Raw genomic sequence first — 21,290 nt, 5'->3', positions numbered from 1 at the left:
GCGGAAGTGATGGAGTTGCAGGATCAGGAAAACACCACTCTCCCTTTGCTGGAAAAGCAGATGCGCGAGGTAGAGAACGGCATTGAAAATATGCTGAACGCCATTCAAGCAGGTGTGCTGACCAACTCCACCAAATCGCGTTTGGAAAAGCTGGAAGCCCAGCAGAAAGAACTTGAGGTTCGGATTGCCGAAGAAAAAATCGCTCGCCCGCGGTTAAGCGAAAATCAGGTTCGGTTCTGGTTGACCCGGTTCCGCAAGCTCGACCCGAACGTGAAAAGCCACCATGAGACGCTTATCAATACATTCGTGAACGCCGTTTATCTCTATGATGAAAAAGTTTTGATTACATTCAACTACAAAGACGGCACAAAAACCATCACTTTCGATGAAATCGCCGCCAAAGATGCCCCAGAGGGCAATGGTTCGGATTTAGGTTGCTTCGCTCCACCAAAAGAACCAGCGTAGAAATTACGCTGGTTTTTGTTTTGCCCGACATCTTAAGTCTCACTCTCGAGGGTGGATTCGAACAGCTGCGGCGACATCGCTGAAGATGGCGCAAAAACAGCCCGGTGGGCTGTTTTTAGCAGCGCGGCTCGCGACATCCACCCGCGCCCACCAAAAGAACCAGCGTAGAAATTACGCTGGTTTTTGTTTTGCCCGACATCTTAAGTCTCACTCTCGAGGGTGGATTCGAACAGCTGCGGCGACATCGCTGAAGATGGCGCAAAAACAGCCCGGTGGGCTGTTTTTAGCAGCGCGGCTCGCGACATCCACCCGCGCCCACCAAAAAACCTCAACGTATGTAAGTACGCTGAGGTTTTTGTTTTGCTGCAAAGCCAGACTCACTGGGCGGGTGGGTTCGAACAGCATCGGCCCGCCGAATAGTCCGGCGGGCAAAAAAGCCCCTGCGGGGCTTTTTTAGATGCGCGGCTCGCGACATCCACCCGCGCCCACCAAAAGAACCAGCGTAGAAATTACGCTGTTTTTTTGTTTTGCCCGGCATCTTAAGTCTCACTCTCGAGGATGGATTCGAACAGCTGCGGCACCGTTCAGCAGGACGATCTCCAGCAGTGCAAGGATCAGCAGAACAATAAGAACCGTAGTAACCATCGTGTACCGTGCATCATAATATTTTGCAACGGTATTCAAGTTGGTACTCTGTACATTGATTTTTTAAATTTTTCTTCAAAAAAATCATTGACAACGCTTTCTGTGCATGATAAAATCACATTTGATTTTGAGAGACAAAGCATAGCAGAGTCTTTTCAAAGCAATTTACCATGGACCGCCCAGCGGGGCTAAGGCCATACGGACAGCCGGGTCCACTGCCGACCGGCGGCACAGCCGCCATTATTGATTGAGCGTAGCAGCTCAAATTTTATAAGTTGGTTCCTTTACAACCATGAAATTGCGCAGTCAGTGTGCAGACTTGTGAAACGGTCAATAAAGAGCAGTAAAAGCAGAATTGCTATATAGACTCTCATAATCCCGTCTTTTTTTGAATCATGCGAAGCGGCCTTTGTACTCTGGTGTTTCTTCCGGGGGTCTTTGGCGGCGCATTCAAATGCTTTTCAAAGCGCAAGTCTGCACTTTTTGTGCGGTACTTGCGCTTTTTTGTTTGCATCGGGATCAGGGACGGAGGAAAAACATGAGTGAGAACCGAACACGGTTCCGGCTGAACCAGAACCGTGCGCCCATCTATGAAGCGCTGGAACAGTTCCGCAAAATGCGGGTGGTGCCCTTTGATGTGCCCGGCCACAAGCGAGGCCGCGGCAACCCGGAGCTGACCGCCTTTCTGGGCCAGCAGTGCGTGGGCGTGGATGTGAACAGCATGAAGCCGCTGGATAATCTCTGCCACCCGGTATCGGTCATCCGGGAAGCAGAGGAGCTGGCCGCAGATGCCTTTGGCGCTGCCCACGCGTTCCTCATGGTGGGCGGCACCACCAGCAGTGTGCAGAGCATGGTGCTTACCGCCTGCAAGCGCGGCGATGAGATCATTCTGCCCCGCAATGTGCACCGCAGTGTGCTGAACGCACTGGTACTGTGCGGCGCAGTGCCGGTGTATGTGAACCCCGAGGTGGACAAGCGCCTTGGCATCTCGCTGGGCATGAAGCGGGAACAGGTGGAAAAGGCCATTAAAGAGCATCCGAATGCTGTGGCTGTGCTGGTGAATAACCCCACCTACTACGGCATCTGCTCTGACCTGCGCGCCATCGTAAAAATGGCCCACGATGCCGGGATGCTCTGCCTTGCAGACGAAGCCCACGGCACCCACTTCTACTTTGGCGGCGGCCTGCCGGTGTCTGCCATGGCGGCAGGGGCTGATATGGCATCCGTCTCCATGCACAAGAGCGGCGGCAGTTTAACGCAGTCCAGCCTGCTGCTCATCGGCCCCAATGTGCACCCGGGCTATGTGCGGCAGATCATCAACCTGACCCAGACCACCTCCGGCAGCTACCTGCTCATGTCCAGTCTGGATATCTCCCGCCGCAACCTTGCGCAGCGCGGGCGGCAGGTATTCCACCAAGTGGCCGACATGGCCGAATATGCCCGCGAGGAGATCAACGCCGTGGGCGGCTACTACGCCTTTGGCAAGGAGCTGTGCAACGGCGACTCCGTTTTTGACTTTGATACCACCAAGCTCAGCGTCCACACGCTGGATATCGGCCTTGCAGGCATTGAGGTGTACGACATCCTGCGCGATGAGTACGACATCCAGATTGAGTTCGGCGACATTGGCAACATCCTTGCCTATCTTTCCATCGGCGACCGCCCGCAGGAGGTGGAGCGTCTGGTCAGCGCGCTGGCCGAGATCAAGCGCCGCTACCAGACCGATGGCTCCGGCCTGCTGAGTCAGGAATACATCGACCCCGTTGTGGCTGCCAGCCCGCAGGAAGCGTTCTATGCGCCCAAAAAGAGCCTGCCGCTCCGGGAGACCGAGGGCATGGTGTGCAGCGAGTTCGTCATGTGCTACCCGCCGGGCATTCCCATTCTGGCCCCGGGCGAGCGCATCACCAAGGAAATTTTGAACTACATCGAGTACGCCAAGGCCAAGGGCTGCAGCATGACCGGCCCCGAGGACCCGGACATCGAGCGGCTGAACGTTCTGGCATAAGGAGGGAATGCAGATGGAATTTTGGTTTTCTGAGTTTCACACCCCGGACGTGAAGCACAGCATCCGGGTGAACAAACAGCTCTACTCCAAGCAGAGCGATTACCAGCGCATCGATATTTTTGAAACGCCGGAGTTTGGCCGGGTGCTCACATTGGACGGCAATGTGATGCTGACCGAGCGCGACGAATTCATCTATGACGAGATGATCGTGCATGTGCCCATGGCGGTGCACAAGCAGGCAAAAGACATCCTTGTCATCGGTGCCGGTGACGGCGGCGTGGTGCGGGAGCTGACCCGCTACGACCGGGTGGAGCGCATCGACCTTGTGGAGATGGACCCGCAGGTGGTGGAAGCCTGCCGCGCCTTCCTGCCCAGCAACGCCTGCCGTATGGATGACCGCCGGGTGCACATCTATTTTGAGAACGCCCTCAAGTATATCCGCCGCTGCGAGGAGGAGTACGACCTCATCATCGTGGACTCCTCCGATCCCTTCGGCCCATCCGAGGGTCTGTTCACCCGCGAGTTCTACGGCAGCTGCTTCAATGCCCTGAAAGCGGACGGCATCATGGTGAACCAGCAGGGCAGCCCCTTCTATGCCGAGGATGCCAGCGCCATGCAGCGCAGCCACAAGCGCATTGCGTCCACCTTCCCCATCAGCCGAGTGTATCAGGCACACATTCCCACCTTTGCGGCTGGGTACTGGCTGTTCGGCTTTGCCAGCAAAAAGTATCATCCCATCGATGATCTGGATGCAGACGCATGGAAGGCGCTGAACATGCGCACCCGCTATTACACCGCCCGGCTGCATGTCGGCGCATTTTACCTGCCGGCATTCCTTGAGGAAATGCTGCGGGAAGTGGAGGAACACTGATGCAACCCAACATTGAAAACTTCATCGGCTGTGACAGCAGCTACCGCGCCGCCAGCATCGTGCTGTACGGTGCGCCCTACGATTCCACCACCAGCTACCGCCCGGGCGCACGGTTCGGCCCGGCGGCCATCCGACACGAAAGCTATGGTCTGGAGACCTACAGCCCCTACCAGAATGCCGACCTGACCGATTTTGACATCTTCGACAGCGGCGATCTGGAGCTGTGCTTCGGCTCCAGCGAGAGCGCCCTTGCGGACATCGAAGCCCGCGCAGAGGAGATCCTGCAGGACGGCAAGTTCCCGTTGCTGCTGGGCGGTGAACATCTGGTGACGCTGGGTGCCGTGCGGGCTGCTGTGAAGAAATATCCGGATCTGCACATCGTGCACTTTGATGCCCACGCCGACCTGCGGGACGACTACCTTGGTGCAAAGCTGAGCCACGCCTGCGTGCTGCGCCGCTGCCATGAGCTGGTGGGCGACGGCCGCATCCACCAGTTCTGCATCCGCAGCGGCGACCGCGCCGAGTTCGAGTTTGCAGCCCAGCACACCGAGATGCACAAATTCGATTTTACCGGCCTTGCCGAGCTGACGGAACAGCTGTGCGAGAGCAAGGTGCCCGTCTACCTGACCATCGACCTCGACTGTCTGGACCCCTCCTGCTTCCCCGGCACCGGCACGCCCGAAGCCGGCGGCGTGAGCTTTTTGCAGCTGCTGGATGCCATCCGCACCGTGACGAAAGCCAACATCGTAGCCGCAGACCTCAACGAGCTGGCTCCCACGCTGGATACCACCGGCGTTTCCACCGCCACCGCCTGCAAGGTGCTGCGCGAAACGCTGATCGCGCTGGACAAGGGCTGGCCCGGCTTTCAGGTCTGACCGAATTTGCACACATTGACATAAAGGAGAAAAATCATGAGCAAAGTTCTGATCATCGGCTGCGGCGGCGTGGCCTCCGTTGCCATCCACAAGTGCTGTCAGGTACCCGAGGTGTTCACCGAGATCTGCATCGCCAGCCGTACCAAGTCCAAGTGCGACAAGCTGGCTGCAGAGCTGGCCCCCAAAACCGCTACCAAGATCACCACCGCACAGGTGGATGCCGACAAGGTGGATGAAGTGATCGCCCTCATCAAGGCTTATCAGCCCGACCTCGTGATGAACATTGCCCTGCCCTATCAGGACCTGACCATCATGGATGCCTGCCTTGCCTGCGGCGTAAACTATATGGACACCGCCAACTACGAGCCGGAGAACACCGACGACCCGGAGTGGCGTGCCATCTACGAGAAGCGCTGCAAGGAAGCAGGCTTCTCCGCCTACTTTGATTACAGCTGGCAGTGGGCCTACGCAAAGAAGTTTGAGGAAGCCGGCCTGACCGCCCTGCTGGGCAGCGGCTTCGACCCGGGCGTGACCCAGGCTTACTGCGCCTACGCCAAAAAGCACGAGTTCGACACCATTGACACCATTGATATTCTGGACTGCAACGGCGGCGACCACGGCTATGCCTTTGCCACCAACTTTAACCCGGAGATCAACCTGCGCGAGGTGTCCGCTCCCGGCAGCTACTGGGAGAACGGCCACTGGGTGGAGATCCCGGCTATGAGCATCAAGCGGGAATACAACTTCGATCAGGTGGGCGACAAGGATATGTACCTGCTGCACCACGAGGAGATCGAGTCCCTTGCCAAGAACATCCCGGAGGCAAAGCGCATCCGCTTCTTCATGACCTTTGGCCAGAGCTATCTCGACCACATGCGCTGTCTGGAGGATGTGGGCATGCTGTCCACCACCCCGGTCAACTTCAACGGGCAGGAGATCGTGCCCATCCAGTTCCTCAAGGCTCTGCTGCCGGACCCCGCCAGCCTTGGCCCCCGCACCAAGGGCAAGACCAACATCGGCTGCATCTTCACCGGCAAGAAGGACGGCAAGGAAAAGACCTACTATATTTATAATGTGTGCGACCATCAGGAGTGCTACAAGGAGGTCGGCTCTCAGGCCATCAGCTACACCACCGGCGTACCGGCCATGTGCGGCGCACTGATGCTGCTCACCGGCAAGTGGACCACCAAGGGCGTGCACACTGTGGAAGAGTTTGATCCGGACCCGTATCTGGACGCTCTGGACAAGTACGGCCTGCCCCGTTCCGAGAGCCACAGCCCGGCGCTGGTGGACTGATGCGGCTGGCCGATACCCGCCCGCCCTTTGCGGGCCTTGCAAACCTTTCTTGGGAAGCGCTTGCCTCTCTGCCCACCCCCTGCTATCTGCTGGACGAAGGGCAGCTGCGCCGCAACGGCGAACTTCTGCTGGGGGTGCAGCAGCGCACCGGCTGCAAAATTCTGCTGGCGCAGAAGGCTTTTTCCAACTTTAATGTTTACCCGGTGCTGGCTCCTTATCTGGCGGGCACCGAGGCCAGCGGCCTGTACGAGAGCCGCCTTGGCAAAGAAGAGCTGCCGGAAAAAGAGAACCATGTGTTCTGCGCGGCCTACCGGGCAGACGAGTTCGCGGAGCTGCTGCAGTACGCCGACCACATCGTGTTCAATTCGCCCAGCCAGCTGGCAAAGTTCGGCCCGGCAGCAAAGGCGGCGGGCAAGAGCGTGGGCCTGCGGCTGAACCCGGAGTGCTCCACGCAGGAAGGCCATGCAATTTACGACCCCTGCGCCCCGGGCAGCCGCCTTGGCACCACCCGCGCCCAGTGGGATGCCGCCGTGCAGGCAGACCCGGCCCTGCCCGAATTACTGGACGGACTGCACTTCCACACCCTGTGCGAGCAGGATGCCGATGCACTGGCCCTGACGCTGGCGGCGGTGGAAGCAAAGTTCGGGGGTCTTCTGCCCCGGATGAAGTGGCTCAACTTTGGCGGCGGGCACCATATCACCCGCCCCGGCTACCGCCTTGCCACGCTGGAACAGTGCATTACCGAAACACAGAAAAAGTACGGCGTGCAGGTGTATCTGGAGCCGGGCGAAGCATGGGCGCTGAACGCCGGGTATCTTGTTACCACTGTGCTGGATACTTTGCAAAATGGCGAGACGAGCCTTGCCATTCTGGACATGTCTGCGGCCTGCCACACCCCGGATGTGATCGAGATGCCCTACCGCCCGCCGCTGCTGGATGCCGGGGACCCCGGCGAAAAGCCGTACCTCATCCGCCTTGGCGGCCCCACCTGCCTTGCCGGGGATGTGGTGGGCGACTACAGCTTTGCCTCCCCGCTCACCGAGGGGCAAAGGCTCATTTTCGGCGATATGGCCATCTACACCACCTGCAAGAACAACACCTTCAACGGGATGCCGCTGCCGCCCATCTGGGCAATGGACGAAAACGGCACCTGCCGGGAGCTGGTGAAGTTCGGCTACAGCGATTTCAAGATGCGGCTGGGACGTGCAGCGGATTAAAGTATGACCCTTACGGCAAATCTGTATTTGGTCAAAAGACAGTCTGTATCAAACCCGCCCAAAATGCACGCTGTTCAAGTACAGTTTCTTTTTATCATCTGACGAAAATTTAAAAAAATTCAAATTCAGCCTAGACAAGTTCCTTTTCATGTGCTAAAACAATGTTAAGAAACCCGCAACGATGCAGGATCTGAGGATCACTGCGTCGTTGCGGGTTTTTCTTGTTTTATCTGGGAAAGTGTCAAGAAATAATAGAGGGGGCAATTCTTATGAAAGCATTCATTTCGCGTCGTGATTTCCTGAAAGCGGCAGGCATCACCGCCGCAGCAGCAGCTTTGGCAGGCTGCTCTTCTTCTGGCGGTTCCGCAAGCGGCTCTTCTGCAGGCGGCAAGACCATTAAGATCGGCGTGTTTGAACCGGCTTCCGGTGATAACGGCGCAGGCGGCAAGCAGGAAGTGCTGGGTGTCGAGTATGCCAACAGCCTTGCTCCCACCGTGGAGATCGGCGGTGAGACCTATAACGTGGAGCTGGTGGAAGTGGATAACCAGTCCAGCACCGATAAGGCCGTGACTGCTGCACAGGAGCTGGTCTCCAAAAAAGTCTCCATCGTGCTGGGCAGCTACGGCTCCGGTGTTTCCATTGCAGCCGCTCCCACCTTCCAGTCCGCTTCCATCCCGGCCATTGGCTGCTCCTGCACCAACCCCGCCGTGACTGAGGCCAACCCCTACTACTTCCGTGTCTGCTTTCTTGACCCGTTCCAGGGCTCGGTCATGGCAAACTTTGCAAAGGATGAGTTCAGTGCTGCCAACGCCTACGTGCTGAGCATGCTGGGCGAGGACTACGGCTCCGGTCTGGCCACCTACTTCGTCAACGCTTTTGAGGATCTGGGCGGCACTGTTACCAGCGAGCAGTTCCCCGAGGGCACCTCGGACTTCTCCGCCTACATCCAGAACGCCATCAACGCCGGTGCAGATGTGATCTTTGCTCCCTGCGCCACCACCTACGCCGCCCAGATCATCACACAGGCTGCTTCTGCAGGCTTCGACAAACCCATTACCGCAGGCGACACATGGGAGTCCAGCGTTATTCTGGATGCCCAGAAGGGCACCAGCGTGCAGGTGTATTGCTCCACCTTCTTTGATGAGAACGATGATTCCGGCGCAGCCAAGGAGTTCGTGACCGGCTTTAAGGAGTGGCTGAACGCCGACAGCCAGAAGCTGACCAACAACGGCGGCAATGACATCGTGGCAGCTGTTTCTGCACTGGGCTACGACGGCTACATGGTGGCTCTGGAAGCCATCAAGGCAGCAGGCAGCACCGACGGCACCGCCATCCGCGATGCTCTGTACGGCGTAAACTACGACGGCGTGACCGGCAACATCACCTTTGACCAGACCACCGGTGATGCCAACAAGGATATGGCTTACATCAAGAAAGCTGCCGACGGCGCATTTGAGTTCGTCAAGACTCAGAGCGTGGAAGGCTGATTTGAACCTGTAAACTCCTTCAGTCAACGCCTGACGGCGTTGCCAGCTCCCTCAACGAGGGAGCCTTTTTGTAGCCTTCCGGCAGGTTTGGCCCCCTCTGGGAGGGGGCTGTCACCGGAGGTGACTGGAGGAGTTTATTTTATTAAAAGTTGTAAGAAATGGAGGGTCCCCCTTATGGCTGCAAAGTTTCTGCCCTATTTGCTGGCAGGTATCTCGGTGGGCGGCCAGTATGCATTGATCGCCATTGGCTACACGATGGTGTACGGCATCCTGCGCCTGATCAACTTTGCCCACGGCGATATCTTTACCGTAGCCGGTTTTCTGATGGTGTACGCTACTGCTTCCCTTCCGCTGACCATTTCCATCCCGTTGGTGGTGGTGGCAACGGTACTGCTGGGCATCGCAGTGGAAAAGATCGCCTACAAGCCCCTGCGCACCGCGCCGCGCATGTCGGTAATGATCTCCGCGATCGGTATGTCCTACCTTTTGCAGAACTCGATGTGGTATGTCACCGGCGGTCTGGCCAAGCAGTACCCTGCCCTGCCGTGGATCAGCGACACCGTCACGGTGCTGGGCTGCCAGACCAAGCGGGTGACGGTGGTAACGCCGTTCCTCGTTATTGTGCTGGTGGCTGCGCTTGTCACCCTGATCCAGAAAACCAAGATCGGCATGGCAATGCGCGCAGCTTCCCGCGATTTTGAGACCGCTCAGCTGATGGGCATCAAGATCAACAATGTCATCTCCTTTACCTTTGCGGTGGGCAGCTTTCTTGCGGCCATCGGTTCCATGATGTATTTTTCCAACTACACGGCAGTCACCCCCACTGTGGGTGCCATGCCCGGCCTGAAAGCCTTTGTGGCTGCGGTGTTCGGCGGCATCGGCTCCATTCCCGGTGCGGTGATCGGCGGCTTCATCATCGGCATCTGCGAGAGCCTTATCAAAGGTGCAGGCGCTACCACCTTCAGCGATGCATTCACCTTTGCACTGCTGATCGTGGTGCTGGCCGTCAAGCCTACCGGCCTGTTCAGTGAAAACCTGACCGAGAAAGTGTGATGACCATGAAACAAGAGAAAAAACGCATCTATCTCCGGGCCGCACTGGCGCTGGCCGCTCTGCTGGTGGTGCTGCTGGCACTGGATAACCTGAGCTTTGTGCCCTCCATGCTGCTCACCGTGCTGCGCAAGGGTGCCATCTATGCACTGGTGGCTGTCTCCATGAACCTGCTGAACGGCTTTACCGGCCTGTTCAGTCTGGGTCAGGCAGGCTTTATGCTGCTGGGTGCCTACACCTACGCCATCCTCACCATTCCCGCCGCTTCGCAGAAGTCCATCTATCAGCGCTATGCAAACGGCGGCATCGGCTTCTCCATCCCGGAACTGCTCTCCAAACCTCTGGGCGGCTTCGGCCTGCTGCTGGGTGTTGTGTTCTGCCTGATCCTGGCCGGTTTTATCGCAGCGCTGTTCGCCTTCCTCATCGGCCTGCCGGTGCTGAAGCTCAAGAGCGATTATCTTGCCATTGCTACACTGGGCTTTGCCGAGATCATCCGTGCCGCCGTGGTTTACGAGGGCTTTGGCCCGCTGACCAACGGCTCCAACCTTCTGTACGGCTTTACCAGCTTTGCCAGCTTCAACCTTTCGCTGGGCGGCACGACCCTGCATCTGGAGACCGTGATGCCCTTCCTCTTCTCTGGCATCTGCATCGCCATCATTCTGCTGCTCATCAACTCCACCTATGGCCGTGCCTTCAAAGCCATCCGTGATGACGAGATCGCTGCCGAAGCCATGGGCATCAACCTTGCCAGCCACAAGCGCATGAGCTTTATCATCAGCAGCTTCTTTGCCGGTATCTCCGGCGCAATGCTTGCCATGTATCAGGCCAGCGTGCAGGCCACCACCTTCAAATCCAGCATGACCTACGAGATCCTGCTGATCGTGGTCATTGGCGGCATTGGCTCGGTGTCCGGTTCCATCATCGCGTCCTTCCTGTTCATCGCCAGCTCCGAATGGCTGCTGCGCTTCCTCGACAACGAGACCTGGATCGGCGGCTTCCGTGTGCCGCTGCTGCGTTCCGGCTTCCGCATGGTGGTGTTCAGCATCATCATTATGGCGGTGGTGCTGTTCTTCCGCAAGGGCATCATGGGCGACCGTGAATTGTTCCAGAAAAAGCCCGCATCCACTGCAAAAGCTGCCAAAAAGGAGGCGCGTTCCAAATGAGTGAAAACGTATTGACCATTGAAAACGCCACGATGCAGTTTGGCGGCGTGGTGGCTGTGGATAATCTGAACCTGAAGGTGGATAAAGATCAGATCGTCTCCCTCATCGGCCCCAACGGTGCCGGCAAGACCACCGCGTTCAACGTTGTCACCGGCGTGTATGCGCCCACCAACGGCGCGGTGTGGTTCGAGGGACGCAAGATCATTGAGAACACGCCCCACGGCAAGATGAAAAAGCTCTATAAGGGCCAGAACGCGAGCAGGTATTCCCACATGATCGCCCCCACGCCCGATAAGATCACCCAGATGGGTATTGCCCGCACCTTCCAGAATATCCGTCTATGGAAGAGCCAGACCGTGTTTGAGAACGTGCTCATCGCCAAGCACTGCCGCCGCTCGGCCAACCTGCTGAGCGCTACCTTCCGGCTGAATGCAGACGAGGAAAAGCGCCAGCGCGAGGAGTGCGAAAACCTGCTGCATGTGCTGGGACTTGAGGATGTGCGCAATGAACTGGCTACTGGCCTGCCCTACGGCCTGCAGCGCCGGGTGGAGATCGCGCGCGCGCTTGCCACCGAGCCGAAGCTGCTGCTGCTGGATGAGCCTGCTGCCGGTATGAACCCGCAGGAGACCGAAGAACTGACCGCCTTTATTGACCGTATCCGCACCGATTTCAGACTGACTGTGTTCATGATCGAGCACCACATGGATCTGGTGATGGATATTTCCGACCGGGTCTATGTGCTGGACTTTGGCCGCTTGATCGCCGAGGGTACGCCCGCCGAGGTGCAGAACGACCCGCGGGTGATCGACGCTTATCTGGGGGTGGACGAAGATGCTTGAGATCAAGGATTTACATGTTTCCTATGGCGGCATTCAGGCCTTGCGCGGTGTGTCGCTGAACGTGCCGGACGGCAAGATCGTTACCCTGATCGGTGCCAACGGCGCAGGCAAGTCCACCCTGATGCGCACCATTTCCGGCCTTGTAAAGGCACAGAGCGGCTCCATTTTGTGGAACGGGCAGGAACTGCTGGGCAAGCCCATCGACCAGATCGTGGCCAGCGGCATTGCCATGTCGCCGGAAGGCCGCCGGGTGTTTGCCGACCTGACTGTGCTGGAAAATCTGAAGATCGGCGCATACCTGCGCAAGGATAAGGCCGAAACCGAAAAAGACCTTGAGTGGGTGTACAGTCTGTTCCCCCGCCTGAGGGAGCGCAGCTGGCAGAGCGCCGGCACCCTTTCCGGCGGCGAGCAGCAGATGCTGGCCGTGGGCCGCGCCCTGATGAGCAAGCCGAAGCTGCTCATGCTGGACGAGCCGAGCCTCGGCCTTGCACCCATCGTGGTGCGGGAGATTTTTGATATCATCCGCACCGTGAACCAGCAGGGCATCACCGTGCTGCTGAACGAACAGAACGCCAACATGGCCCTGAAGGTGGCCGATTACGCCTATGTGCTGGAGACCGGCACCCTGACTCTTTCCGGCACGGGTGCTGAACTGCTGACCAATGAACAGGTCAAGGCCGCATACCTCGGCAAAAAGCGCGCTGACCGCACCTGAAACTTTATACGAACCGCTAACGGCAGAGAGGGGCTGCTGCAAAACAGCTCCATGAAAAAATAACGCATAAAAATGCCTCAGTATGGCAGGCGGAACAGGCTCATCACACTACCAACAAAGAAAAACAGGGCGTTCCCGACGGGGAACGCCCTGTTGTACATATCGCTTGTCTGTGGTCTTTTGCAGGGTGCGTCCGCAGGGCGCACCCTGTTTTTTTACTATGCTTCATCGTTTTCCACACGAAGCATCCGGTATCCGACACCAACATGGGTCTGGATCAGATGCGGCGCATCCGGGTATCGTTCCAATTTTTTGCGCAGGGATGCCATATAAACACGCAAGGAAGCAATGTCATTTTCCTGCGTGCTTCCCCATATTTGCTGTGTGATGGATGTATGCGTCAGCACCTTGCCCACATTATGCGCCAGCACACACAGCAGTTTGTACTCGATGGGGGTCAGATGCAATTCATTCTCACCCAGCCAGACGCACCCGGCCGAGAAATCGATCTTTAAAGGACCATTGACAAAAACCGGACTGTTTATGCCGTCAGAAGCCAGCAGATTCAATCGGCGCTGCGTTACACGCAGTCTTGCCAGCAGCTCGTCCACGGAAAACGGCTTTGTCAGATAATCGTCTGCGCCGTTGTCCAGTGCCTCGATCTTATCAGAATCCTCGCTCCGGGCACTCAGGACGATGATGGGCAGGTTCGACCATGTGCGGACGCTGCGGATGACCTCGATGCCGTCTATATCGGGCAGCCCAAGATCCAGCAGCATGATGTCCGGATTGTGGCTGGTAGTCATCATGATCGCCGTTTCCCCATTGGAAGCAGTCAGATATTTATAGCCGTGGGTCTTCAGGGTCGTTGTGATCAGACACCGTACAGGAACATCATCCTCTACGACCAGAATGGACGGCTTATTCATGAATGTTCACCTCGCTTTGCGGCAATGCAAAGGAAAAGACACTGCCATTGGGAATGTTGTCACGCAGGGTCAATGTTCCGCCGTGAGCCGTCAAGATTGCACGGCAGAGGGGCAAGCCCAAGCCAAGGCTGCGGTGGCTGTCTGCGATGCGGCTCTGCCCGGTATAAAACATCTCGAACACCTGTGCTTTTGCGCGATCCGGAATACCGGGGCCGTTATCTGCCACTTCCACTACGACCTGATGGTCTTTCCGGTAAGCCGAAATCTGAATGACCGAGCCCACGGGGGTGTATTTGATGGCGTTATCCACCAGATTGACAACGACCTGCATGATCAGCCGTGCATCCACATTGACCAAGAGGATCTCGTCCCCATACTGTGTTGTGATGGTGTGTTCGCAGCTTTTCCGGTTGACATGATGCAGCGCTTCTTCGATCATTTCGTCCATCAGCTGCGGTGAGATCTGCAGATTCATCCGTCCATCTTCAATGCGGGTGATGGAAAGCAGATTTTCCACCAGACCGATCAGCCATTGTGCATCGTCAAAAATATCGGTGCAGATCTTGTTCCGGGTCTCTGTATCCAGCGTTTCTCCGTTGGAAAGCAGATTGCTGGCATTGCCGGAAATGGAGGTCAGCGGGGTGCGCAGGTCATGCGAGATCGTGCGCAGCAGGTTTGCCCGCAGCTCTTCATTTTTTGCCTGCACGGTTGCCTGCTCTTTTTCCAGCGCATTTCTGCGGTTTTCGATGGCCAGCGCACCTTCGCCCAGAATGGAAAGCAGCACACTGTTTTCAAAGGCATCCAGCGGTTTTTCGGACAGATCGATCCCGATCACTCCAAACACGCCGCCTCCGGTCCGAAGTGCAAGATAAAGTCCCTTTGCATCCGGGTAGCTATCCGTGCCTGCACCGGAACGCTTTTTGTTGGCAAACGTCCAGTTTGCTGCATCCCGTTCTTCCGGTGCAGAAAAGATGTTTTGCGCCGTTTCCCCGTCAACTCCAAAAACCTGTTCTGCCCCAAGACCTCCGTTTTGTTCCAGGTAGACGATCAGACTCCGGTTCAGCAGCTTCATCAGCTGGGAAGCTGTCAGCGAAAAGATTTCTTCTTCACTTTTGGCTTTCTGTAAAAGCTGATTCGTATCAAATAGTACTTTTGTCCGGAATGCTGCCTGCGCAGACATTTTTGCATGGTCTTTCAACCGTGTCGTCAACGTACAGGTAATAATTGCGGAGGTCAGCATCAGGGCAAACGTAACCTGATAACCGGGGTCATACGCATGGAATGTCAGGCGCGGTTCCGTCAGAAAAAAATTGTACAGCGCAACACTGGCAACAGAGCCCAGCACACCGCAGGTGTAACCGCTGGTACACAATGCGGTGAACAGCATTCCCAGCATATAGAGCATAATAATGTTATAACGCGCAAAGTCCAGCTGCAGGAAAAAGAAGCCGATGAGCGTGATGCAGCTCAGGATGCCTGCGGTGATCAGCAGATCACGGACAGACGGCAGAAGCGGACGGGTGAACAGCTTCCGTCCTGAACCGTAGCCGTTCTCTGCAGAAGCATCCGGGATGATATAAATATCCAGATTAGGCGCAGTCATCGTCAATTTTTCAGTCAGTGACGGTCCACTCCAGAAATGGCGGCGATGTACGCTGGAGCTCCCCAGTACGATTTTTGTAATGCCGGAGATGCGGGCAAACTCTGCGATCTGCTGCGGAATGTCATCCCCATAGATCGTAGAGATGTCGGCACCTGCCTGCTCTGCCATACGAATGTGCTGCTGCAAGCGCCGACAGTCTTCTTTTCCCATCTGATCCGAATCCGGAGTCCGGACATACAGAGCTGTAAAGGTCCCTCCAAACGCCTTTGCCATTGTTGCTGCCGTCCGCACGATCTTTGCATTGGAGGGAGAGGACGACAGACACGCCAGAATATGTTCAGTGGGTGGGTCGTTCTGATTCATAAAAATCACCTGCCTTGCCCACAGTATAGCACAATTTGATGGTCACGACCACCAGCCACGTCTTTTTCCTTCCTGTTGAAGGATCTCCTTCCGCATGTGATCCAGCGCATCTGCTGCCCAAAAACCACTCAACATGACTCCAAGAACCATCAGTAACAAAACGACATCCATATGATCCGTCCTATCTTTTCAGAGCCGGAAACACTTCTGGATCGATGCGTATTTTCCCAAAACCAGCATACTTTCGTCCCGGCACAGCTGCGTATCCGGCGTAATGCTCATATCGAGCTTTCCGTCTTTTTTCAGCGCAAGAATGTTGATGTTATACTTTTTTCGGATATTGATTTCACCGATCGTGCGATCCACCCATTCCGGCGGAATGGTCACTTCCATGATGGCGTGGTCGTCCTGCAGCTCGATATAATCCAGAATGTGTTCGGAGCTGTATCGGATCGCCGCCCACTTTGCCAGCTGCTTTTCCGGGTAGACCACTTCATCCGCACCGTTGCGCAGCAGGAACTTGGCTTGTACATCCCGCTCTGCACGCGAGACCACAAGCTTTGCTCCCAGCTCCTTGAGCAGTGATGTTGTTTCCAACGAGCTTTGAAAATTGCCGCCGATGGTTACGATACACACATCAAAATTGCCAACACCAAGGGAGCGCAGAAAGTATTCGCTGGTGCTGTCACCGATCTGTGCATTCGTCACATAGGAAAGCACGGCGTTCACACGGTCTTCGTTGCTGTCGATCGCCATGACCTGATGACCCAGCTCATTCAGTTCCTGCGCAATATGGCGGCCAAAACGGCCAAGCCCAATCAAAAGAATCGATTTCATACTTGTCTCCTTTATCCGATTGCGATCTTCTCCTGCGGCAGACGAGAGTGGGCAGGGCTGCTGCCAAATGCCGCATAGATCAACGTCAATCCACCAACACGTCCCAAAAACATCAGTGCGATCAGCACCCCCTGCGAAAGGATGCCCAACTGCGGCGTGATGCCCAATGTCAGACCCACCGTTGCCACAGCCGAAGCAGTCTCATACAAACAGACTGACATCGGCAGCTGCTCGGCCGCAGCAATGACAAAGGCTCCGAGGAAGAACAGTGTCAAATACATCCCTGCGATCGTGGCAGCATTCTTGACCGCAGAACCATCTATGCGCCGCCCGAAAAATTCGGCATCTTCTCTGCGGCGGAAGGTCGCCCACATATTGGCCAGCAGAACGGCAAATGTTGTGGTTTTCATGCCGCCTGCCGTAGAGCCGGGCGAACCGCCCAACAGCATCAGAACCACCATCAATGCCTGTGAAGTGCTGCCCATCGCAGCAAGATCGGCGGTGTTAAAACCGGCAGTACGGGGGGTAACGGATTGAAACATCGACAATAAAATGCGCTGCCGGGCAGAGCCTGCCGTGAACTCGAAGCAATAAAAGTACAGCGTCGGCAATACCAGAAGAAATGCCGTTGTGACAAGGATCACCTTGCTCTGCATCCGGTAACGGTGAAAATCAAGGCGATATGTACAAATATCCTCCCATGTCAGAAAGCCAAGGCCGCCAAAGACGATCAGGGCCGCGATCACTGTGGTAAGCAATGGGTTTCCTGCATACCGTGTCAGCGAAACAAATTTTGCACCCTCTGTTCCCAGCAGGTCAAAGCCGGCATTGCAGAACGCCGAAATGGAATGAAACAGCGCGTACCAGATCCCGCGCAGTCCATAATCGGCGCAGAACGTCGGCAGCAGCAGTGCAGCACCGACCAATTCAAACAGGGCGGTGATCCGCAGAATAAAGCCTGTCAGCCGCACGATGCCGCCCATCTGCGGGGCAGCAGTAGCTTCCTGCATCGTGCTGCGCTGCTTGAGGGAGATCTTTCGCCCGGAAAGCAGCGCAAAGGCAGCGCCCACCGTAATGACACCCAATCCTCCGATCTGGATCAGAAGAAGGATCACGCTTTGCCCAAAAGCCGACCAGTAGCTGCCGGTATCCTGAACCACAAGTCCGGTCACACAAAGGGCGGAGGTGGAGGTAAACAGTGCCTCATGGAACGGTGTGACGCACCGCTGCTGTGCAGCGATCGGGAGCATCAGAAGCAATGCGCCCACCAGATCGACTGCCGCAAAACCTGCAATAATAACCTGAAAAGAAGAAAAACGGTGCCGCTTGTAACGAGGATATTGAATCATAAAAGCTCCTTTACCTATCCGTGTGCATAGAGATTAGCATGGAATAGATAAAAGAGCCGTAAAGAAAATTGTAGAAGTATAAAGATTCCATTAAAATTGATCGATCAACACCAAATAATAAATGTAGGAGATCGAGCCGACCACGACAACACCCTTGAACTGAATATACGCACCAAAAAGTACCCATGCGGCTTCAGCGCAAAATCTCCAGCAGACGCCTGCCGGCTTCCTGCTGCGATTCCCCAAACGCCACCGCCAGCTCCTCCCGCAGGACACGCTCTACCATCTGGTAGAAGTAGGTATCCATAGCGTTGATCTTCCGGCCACGGCTTTGCTGCTGGTTCTGCTTCTGCCCCAGCTCCTTGAACAGGGTCAGGTACTGGTAAAAATCATTGGTGTGGAGCAGTGCCTGATAGTGTTCTGCCAGCGCCGTCTGAATTCCCGTAGGGATGGGCAGCGTCTCCGCTTTGATCCGTGCAAGGTCGGCTGCTGCCTGCTGTGCCGGGGTCACCGGGCGCAGAACACCCTCTTTTGCCGTGGGGATATAGCTGCGGTCGTGGGAATCCGAAAAATAGGGCCGGAGGGTGTAGTACTCTCTGGCGGGCTCATCGCAAAAGTGCCGCAGCCCGACCCCTTCCACCTCGTGCACTCCCAGATTTCCGTAGACCACCAGCGCTCCCGCCTGAAACCGTGACATGGTATTGCCTCTTTCCCTTGTATGAAAAGGCTGCAAAAACAGACTTTTCAGCGTAATTTTACTCTTTACTTTATTGTACCACGGTAGGTTGGCGGGCTTCAAAGGGCATCTTTCACAAAGTTTTCCTCGTGCAATCTGCGCAGAATGCCCAGTACAATTCTTGTGCAAAACTGCCTTTGCAAATTCCAGACAGGCAGGCTATAATGATTTCGTACAACGAGTAGCACTCATGCGTAAAACCGGTTGCATGAGGGCTGCCCGTTGTTTTTGTTTGCCCTAAAATGGAAAGGTAAAGGTGAATCCCATGGAAAGTTCCAATCAATTTCTCGGCACGGAGCGCATCAGCAAGCTGATGCAGAAGTATGCGATCCCGTGCATTATTTCGCTTCTGGTCGGCGCACTGTATAACATCGTGGACCAGATCTTTATTGCAAACGCCAGCTATCTGGGCTCTTATGGCAACGCCGCCAACACCGTTGTGTTCCCGCTTACGGTTGTGGCACTGGCTATTGCCGTGATGATCGGTGATGGCTGCTGCGCCTTCGTCAGCATCAGTCTTGGGCAAAACGAAGTTCCCAAGGCAAGGCGGAGCGTTGGCAATGCGGTGGTGATGTGTCTGGTCAGCAGCATTGTGCTGGCCGCGCTCTATCTGATTTTTGCGGACAACATTCTCGCCATGTTCGGCGGAACGGTGAACGCCGAGACCTACCACCACTCCCAGGAGTATTTCTTTTATATCACGCTGGGCGTGCCCCTTTATATGTTTGGGCAGGCCATGAACCCCATCATCCGCGCGGATGGCAACCCACGGTTTGCCATGATCTCCACCCTTGCAGGTGCGGTGCTGAACATTATTCTGGACCCCGTTTTCATTTTCGGCTTGCGCTGGGGCATGATGGGCGCGGCGGTGGCTACTGTGATCGGTCAGCTGGTCACCGCAGCGCTGGCAGTGTGGTATCTGCTGCACATGAAGATCATCCGTCCTGAAAAGGGCGACTACCGGCTGAAAGGCTCCATCTGCGGCCGCACCCTGACCCTTGGCATGACCAGCTTTCTGTCCCAGATCAGCCTTGTGGCGGCTATGGCAGCCATCAACAACATGATCCGCAAATACGGCGCACTGGACACCGTGTTCGGGCAGGAGCAATACGCCCAGATCCCCATGGCGGTGGTGGGCATCGTGATGAAGTTCTTCCAGATCGTCATCTCCATTGTGGTGGGCATGGCGGCCGGCTGCATCCCCGTGGTGGGTTTCAACATGGGCGCAAAAAAGCCTGACCGTGTGAAGGAGCTGTTCACGAGACTGCTGCTGGCAGAAGCCACCGTGGGCGCCGTTGCACTGGTGCTGGTAGAGCTGCTTCCCCGGCAGCTCATCACCCTGTTTGGTGCCGCCAACGAGAGCGTCTACTACACGGATTTTGCAGTGCGCTCCTTCCGCATCTACCTGTGCATGATCATTCTGGCCTGTGTCAACAAGGCCTGCTTCATCTTTTTGCAGGCCATGGGCAAGGCAGTGGAATCCACCGCCTTGTCCATGGTGCGTGAGGTGGTGTTCGGCGTGGGCTTTGCCCTGCTGCTGCCCCGGTTCTTCGGGCTGGACGGCGTGCTGTACTCCATGCCCATGTCGGATATCCTCACCTTCCTGATTGCAGGCTATCTGATCTGCAAAACCTACCGTGAACTGAACCAGAAAGGAGAAGTCTAATGGAAAAACATATCATTATCATTGAAAGTCTTTCATAATTTCCGGCAGTCTCAGAGCCGATAGTGCAAAACGACGCCCGCCTGCGTTCCGTTACGCAGGTGAGCGGCAGCCTCCTGGTAGACATTCCTACAGGTTGGGAACCGCAGCGGAATCTGGTGGTCAGGGCCTTACGGGTTGCGTTTGCTGATTTTTCTACAACCCCTTGGCAGGGCTTTGAAAAATCAGAACGCGGCCCCAACAACTCCTCCCTGTTTCAGCCGCTGGCTGCGGTCGTCGTCGTTGCTGTTCAAGTCCTCTTATCCGCGGTTACTGCTAAAGGGAAACTGCCGTGTAAAACAAAAAAGACAGTAGACAGTCTGCCTCCCGGTAGACATTCCTATGGGTTGGGAACCGCGGCGGAATCTGGCGGTCAGGGCCTTACGGGTTGCGTTTGCTGATTTTTCTACAACCCCTTGGCAGGGCTTTGAAAAATCAGAACGCGGCCCCAACAACTCCTCCCTGTTTCAGCCGCTGGCTGCGGTCGTCGTCGTTGCTGTTCAAGTCCTCTTCCGCACCGAAAAAGAAAAACCAGTACACAATGTGTACTGGTTTTTCTTGGTGCAGTAAAGCAATCCAAATCCGAACCATTTCCCTCGGATGCAACTTCTGTCGCTTCTCCAAAGGTGACGGTCTGTGTTCCTTCTTTATAGTTGAAGGTTATCAAAACCTTATCATCATACAGGTAAATCGCATTGATGAAGGTATCCACTAGTGCCTGCCGCTGGTCTTTCAGGCTCATGTCCAGCTTACGGAACCGCAGCAGCCAAAACCTGATAAATTCTTCGGTCACTTTCGGCTTCGCCAGCTTTTCTTCCGCAATGCGTGCTTCAAGCTCACGCTTGGTTTCTTCCAGCTGCTCCAACCGCTCCTTGGTGGAGCTGGTCAGGATACCGGCCTGAATCGCATTGAGCATATTCTGGATACCGGATTCTGCATCCCGGAGCTGCTTTTTATAAAGGGGAATGTTGGTATTCTCCTTGTTTTGCAGTTCCATCACCTTGGCGATGATGGATTCCATAGCGGCATCGTCTTTCACAAGCTGCATGGTCTGGTTGACCACCAGATCTTCCAGCCACTGTTTGCGGACGGTCTTTTTCTTGCAGCCCTTGTGCTTTTTGGCAGTGGCACATTTATAGTAGC

General features: G+C 55.9%; 16 protein-coding genes and 2 pseudogenes. 12 read left to right on the top strand and 6 right to left on the bottom strand.

Going from position 1 to position 21,290, the window contains the following annotated elements; all coding sequences use genetic code 11:
* The 11 genes and pseudogenes from WMO17_RS12245 to WMO17_RS12195 form a co-directional block, all read left to right on the top strand.
* Positions 1-465 (top strand): annotated as a pseudogene (locus WMO17_RS12245) (recombinase family protein); the annotation flags it as partial.
* A 1,183-nt stretch (positions 466-1,648) separates the two neighbouring features.
* On the top strand, positions 1,649-3,115 hold the full coding sequence (locus WMO17_RS12240) for an aminotransferase class I/II-fold pyridoxal phosphate-dependent enzyme (protein ID WP_097775018.1): 1,467 nt from the start codon (positions 1,649-1,651) through the stop codon (positions 3,113-3,115).
* A gap of 13 nt (positions 3,116-3,128) precedes the next feature.
* Positions 3,129-3,986, top strand: coding sequence for a polyamine aminopropyltransferase (gene speE, locus WMO17_RS12235; RefSeq protein ID WP_044953854.1), 858 nt, complete (start codon positions 3,129-3,131; stop codon positions 3,984-3,986).
* Positions 3,986-4,861 (top strand): agmatinase, encoded by an 876-nt coding sequence (gene speB, locus WMO17_RS12230; RefSeq protein WP_005943304.1) that lies wholly within the window; start codon positions 3,986-3,988, stop codon positions 4,859-4,861. Before speE ends, speB begins: the two co-directional genes overlap by 1 nt.
* Before the next feature lie 36 nt (positions 4,862-4,897).
* Positions 4,898-6,157 carry a saccharopine dehydrogenase family protein gene (locus WMO17_RS12225; protein ID WP_005943308.1) on the top strand — a complete coding sequence of 420 codons (1,260 nt, stop codon included), beginning with the start codon at positions 4,898-4,900 and terminating at the stop codon, positions 6,155-6,157.
* Positions 6,157-7,374 carry a carboxynorspermidine decarboxylase gene (locus tag WMO17_RS12220; protein ID WP_005943311.1) on the top strand — a complete coding sequence of 406 codons (1,218 nt, stop codon included), beginning with the start codon at positions 6,157-6,159 and terminating at the stop codon, positions 7,372-7,374. The genes WMO17_RS12225 and WMO17_RS12220 overlap by 1 nt, the downstream gene beginning before the upstream one ends.
* Positions 7,375-7,643: 269 nt before the next feature.
* Positions 7,644-8,861, top strand: a complete 1,218-nt coding sequence (locus tag WMO17_RS12215) for an ABC transporter substrate-binding protein (protein WP_044953856.1) — start codon at positions 7,644-7,646, stop codon at positions 8,859-8,861.
* A 174-nt stretch (positions 8,862-9,035) separates the two neighbouring features.
* Positions 9,036-9,914 carry a branched-chain amino acid ABC transporter permease gene (locus WMO17_RS12210; protein WP_005943319.1) on the top strand — a complete coding sequence of 293 codons (879 nt, stop codon included), beginning with the start codon at positions 9,036-9,038 and terminating at the stop codon, positions 9,912-9,914.
* Positions 9,914-11,074, top strand: a complete 1,161-nt coding sequence (locus WMO17_RS12205) for a branched-chain amino acid ABC transporter permease (RefSeq protein WP_120081014.1) — start codon at positions 9,914-9,916, stop codon at positions 11,072-11,074. The genes WMO17_RS12210 and WMO17_RS12205 overlap by 1 nt, the downstream gene beginning before the upstream one ends.
* Positions 11,071-11,913, top strand: coding sequence for an ABC transporter ATP-binding protein (locus tag WMO17_RS12200; RefSeq protein WP_349138232.1), 843 nt, complete (start codon positions 11,071-11,073; stop codon positions 11,911-11,913). The genes WMO17_RS12205 and WMO17_RS12200 overlap by 4 nt, the downstream gene beginning before the upstream one ends.
* Positions 11,906-12,628 (top strand): ABC transporter ATP-binding protein, encoded by a 723-nt coding sequence (locus WMO17_RS12195; protein ID WP_097781478.1) that lies wholly within the window; start codon positions 11,906-11,908, stop codon positions 12,626-12,628. The genes WMO17_RS12200 and WMO17_RS12195 overlap by 8 nt, the downstream gene beginning before the upstream one ends.
* Positions 12,629-12,846: 218 nt before the next feature.
* On the opposite strand, the gene WMO17_RS12190 is transcribed toward WMO17_RS12195, so the two are convergent.
* From WMO17_RS12190 to WMO17_RS12170, 5 genes are all read right to left on the bottom strand, one after another.
* Positions 12,847-13,557 carry a response regulator gene (locus tag WMO17_RS12190; protein WP_249236351.1) on the bottom strand — a complete coding sequence of 237 codons (711 nt, stop codon included), beginning with the start codon at positions 13,555-13,557 and terminating at the stop codon, positions 12,847-12,849.
* Entirely contained in the window at positions 13,550-15,433 is a 1,884-nt protein-coding gene (locus WMO17_RS12185; RefSeq protein ID WP_207698555.1) for an ATP-binding protein, read from the bottom strand. The genes WMO17_RS12190 and WMO17_RS12185 overlap by 8 nt, the downstream gene beginning before the upstream one ends.
* Positions 15,434-15,712: 279 nt before the next feature.
* Positions 15,713-16,360, bottom strand: a complete 648-nt coding sequence (locus WMO17_RS12180) for a potassium channel family protein (RefSeq protein ID WP_005943335.1) — start codon at positions 16,358-16,360, stop codon at positions 15,713-15,715.
* Between the two features lie 11 nt (positions 16,361-16,371).
* On the bottom strand, positions 16,372-17,709 hold the full coding sequence (locus tag WMO17_RS12175; protein WP_207698417.1) for a TrkH family potassium uptake protein: 1,338 nt from the start codon (positions 17,707-17,709) through the stop codon (positions 16,372-16,374).
* 193 nt (positions 17,710-17,902) lie between these two features.
* A complete protein-coding gene (locus tag WMO17_RS12170) occupies positions 17,903-18,406 on the bottom strand; it encodes a CarD family transcriptional regulator (protein WP_337679418.1) in 504 nt (167 codons plus the stop codon).
* A 304-nt stretch (positions 18,407-18,710) separates the two neighbouring features.
* Here WMO17_RS12170 and WMO17_RS12165 point away from each other — a divergent pair, with 304 nt between their 5' ends.
* Entirely contained in the window at positions 18,711-20,111 is a 1,401-nt protein-coding gene (locus tag WMO17_RS12165) for an MATE family efflux transporter (RefSeq protein WP_349138231.1), read from the top strand.
* A 442-nt stretch (positions 20,112-20,553) separates the two neighbouring features.
* Here WMO17_RS12165 and WMO17_RS12160 read toward each other — a convergent pair.
* Positions 20,554-21,290, bottom strand: a pseudogene (locus WMO17_RS12160) (recombinase family protein); the annotation flags it as partial.

It is taken from the genome of Faecalibacterium faecis (assembly GCF_040096475.1).
Classification (GTDB): Bacteria; Bacillota; Clostridia; order Oscillospirales; family Ruminococcaceae; genus Faecalibacterium; species Faecalibacterium taiwanense.
The sequence above is the reverse complement of the archived record's forward strand: the minus strand, read 5'-3'. Positions and strand labels throughout refer to the sequence as shown.

What these genes read in the sequence shown, in the direction of transcription:
- WMO17_RS12200 (WP_349138232.1), top strand. Translation starts at nt 11,071, where the DNA reads ATGAGTGAAAACGTATTGACCATTGAAAACGCCACGATGCAGTTTGGC.
- WMO17_RS12195 (WP_097781478.1), top strand. Translation starts at nt 11,906, where the DNA reads ATGCTTGAGATCAAGGATTTACATGTTTCCTATGGCGGCATTCAGGCC.
- WMO17_RS12240 (WP_097775018.1), top strand. Translation starts at nt 1,649, where the DNA reads ATGAGTGAGAACCGAACACGGTTCCGGCTGAACCAGAACCGTGCGCCC.
- WMO17_RS12180 (WP_005943335.1), bottom strand. Translation starts at nt 16,360, where the DNA reads ATGAAATCGATTCTTTTGATTGGGCTTGGCCGTTTTGGCCGCCATATT.
- WMO17_RS12165 (WP_349138231.1), top strand. Translation starts at nt 18,711, where the DNA reads ATGGAAAGTTCCAATCAATTTCTCGGCACGGAGCGCATCAGCAAGCTG.
- WMO17_RS12190 (WP_249236351.1), bottom strand. Translation starts at nt 13,557, where the DNA reads ATGAATAAGCCGTCCATTCTGGTCGTAGAGGATGATGTTCCTGTACGG.
- WMO17_RS12220 (WP_005943311.1), top strand. Translation starts at nt 6,157, where the DNA reads ATGCGGCTGGCCGATACCCGCCCGCCCTTTGCGGGCCTTGCAAACCTT.
- WMO17_RS12205 (WP_120081014.1), top strand. Translation starts at nt 9,914, where the DNA reads ATGACCATGAAACAAGAGAAAAAACGCATCTATCTCCGGGCCGCACTG.
- speE (WP_044953854.1), top strand. Translation starts at nt 3,129, where the DNA reads ATGGAATTTTGGTTTTCTGAGTTTCACACCCCGGACGTGAAGCACAGC.
- WMO17_RS12170 (WP_337679418.1), bottom strand. Translation starts at nt 18,406, where the DNA reads ATGTCACGGTTTCAGGCGGGAGCGCTGGTGGTCTACGGAAATCTGGGA.
- WMO17_RS12175 (WP_207698417.1), bottom strand. Translation starts at nt 17,709, where the DNA reads ATGATTCAATATCCTCGTTACAAGCGGCACCGTTTTTCTTCTTTTCAG.
- WMO17_RS12215 (WP_044953856.1), top strand. Translation starts at nt 7,644, where the DNA reads ATGAAAGCATTCATTTCGCGTCGTGATTTCCTGAAAGCGGCAGGCATC.
- WMO17_RS12185 (WP_207698555.1), bottom strand. Translation starts at nt 15,433, where the DNA reads ATGGCAAAGGCGTTTGGAGGGACCTTTACAGCTCTGTATGTCCGGACT.
- speB (WP_005943304.1), top strand. Translation starts at nt 3,986, where the DNA reads ATGCAACCCAACATTGAAAACTTCATCGGCTGTGACAGCAGCTACCGC.
- WMO17_RS12210 (WP_005943319.1), top strand. Translation starts at nt 9,036, where the DNA reads ATGGCTGCAAAGTTTCTGCCCTATTTGCTGGCAGGTATCTCGGTGGGC.
- WMO17_RS12225 (WP_005943308.1), top strand. Translation starts at nt 4,898, where the DNA reads ATGAGCAAAGTTCTGATCATCGGCTGCGGCGGCGTGGCCTCCGTTGCC.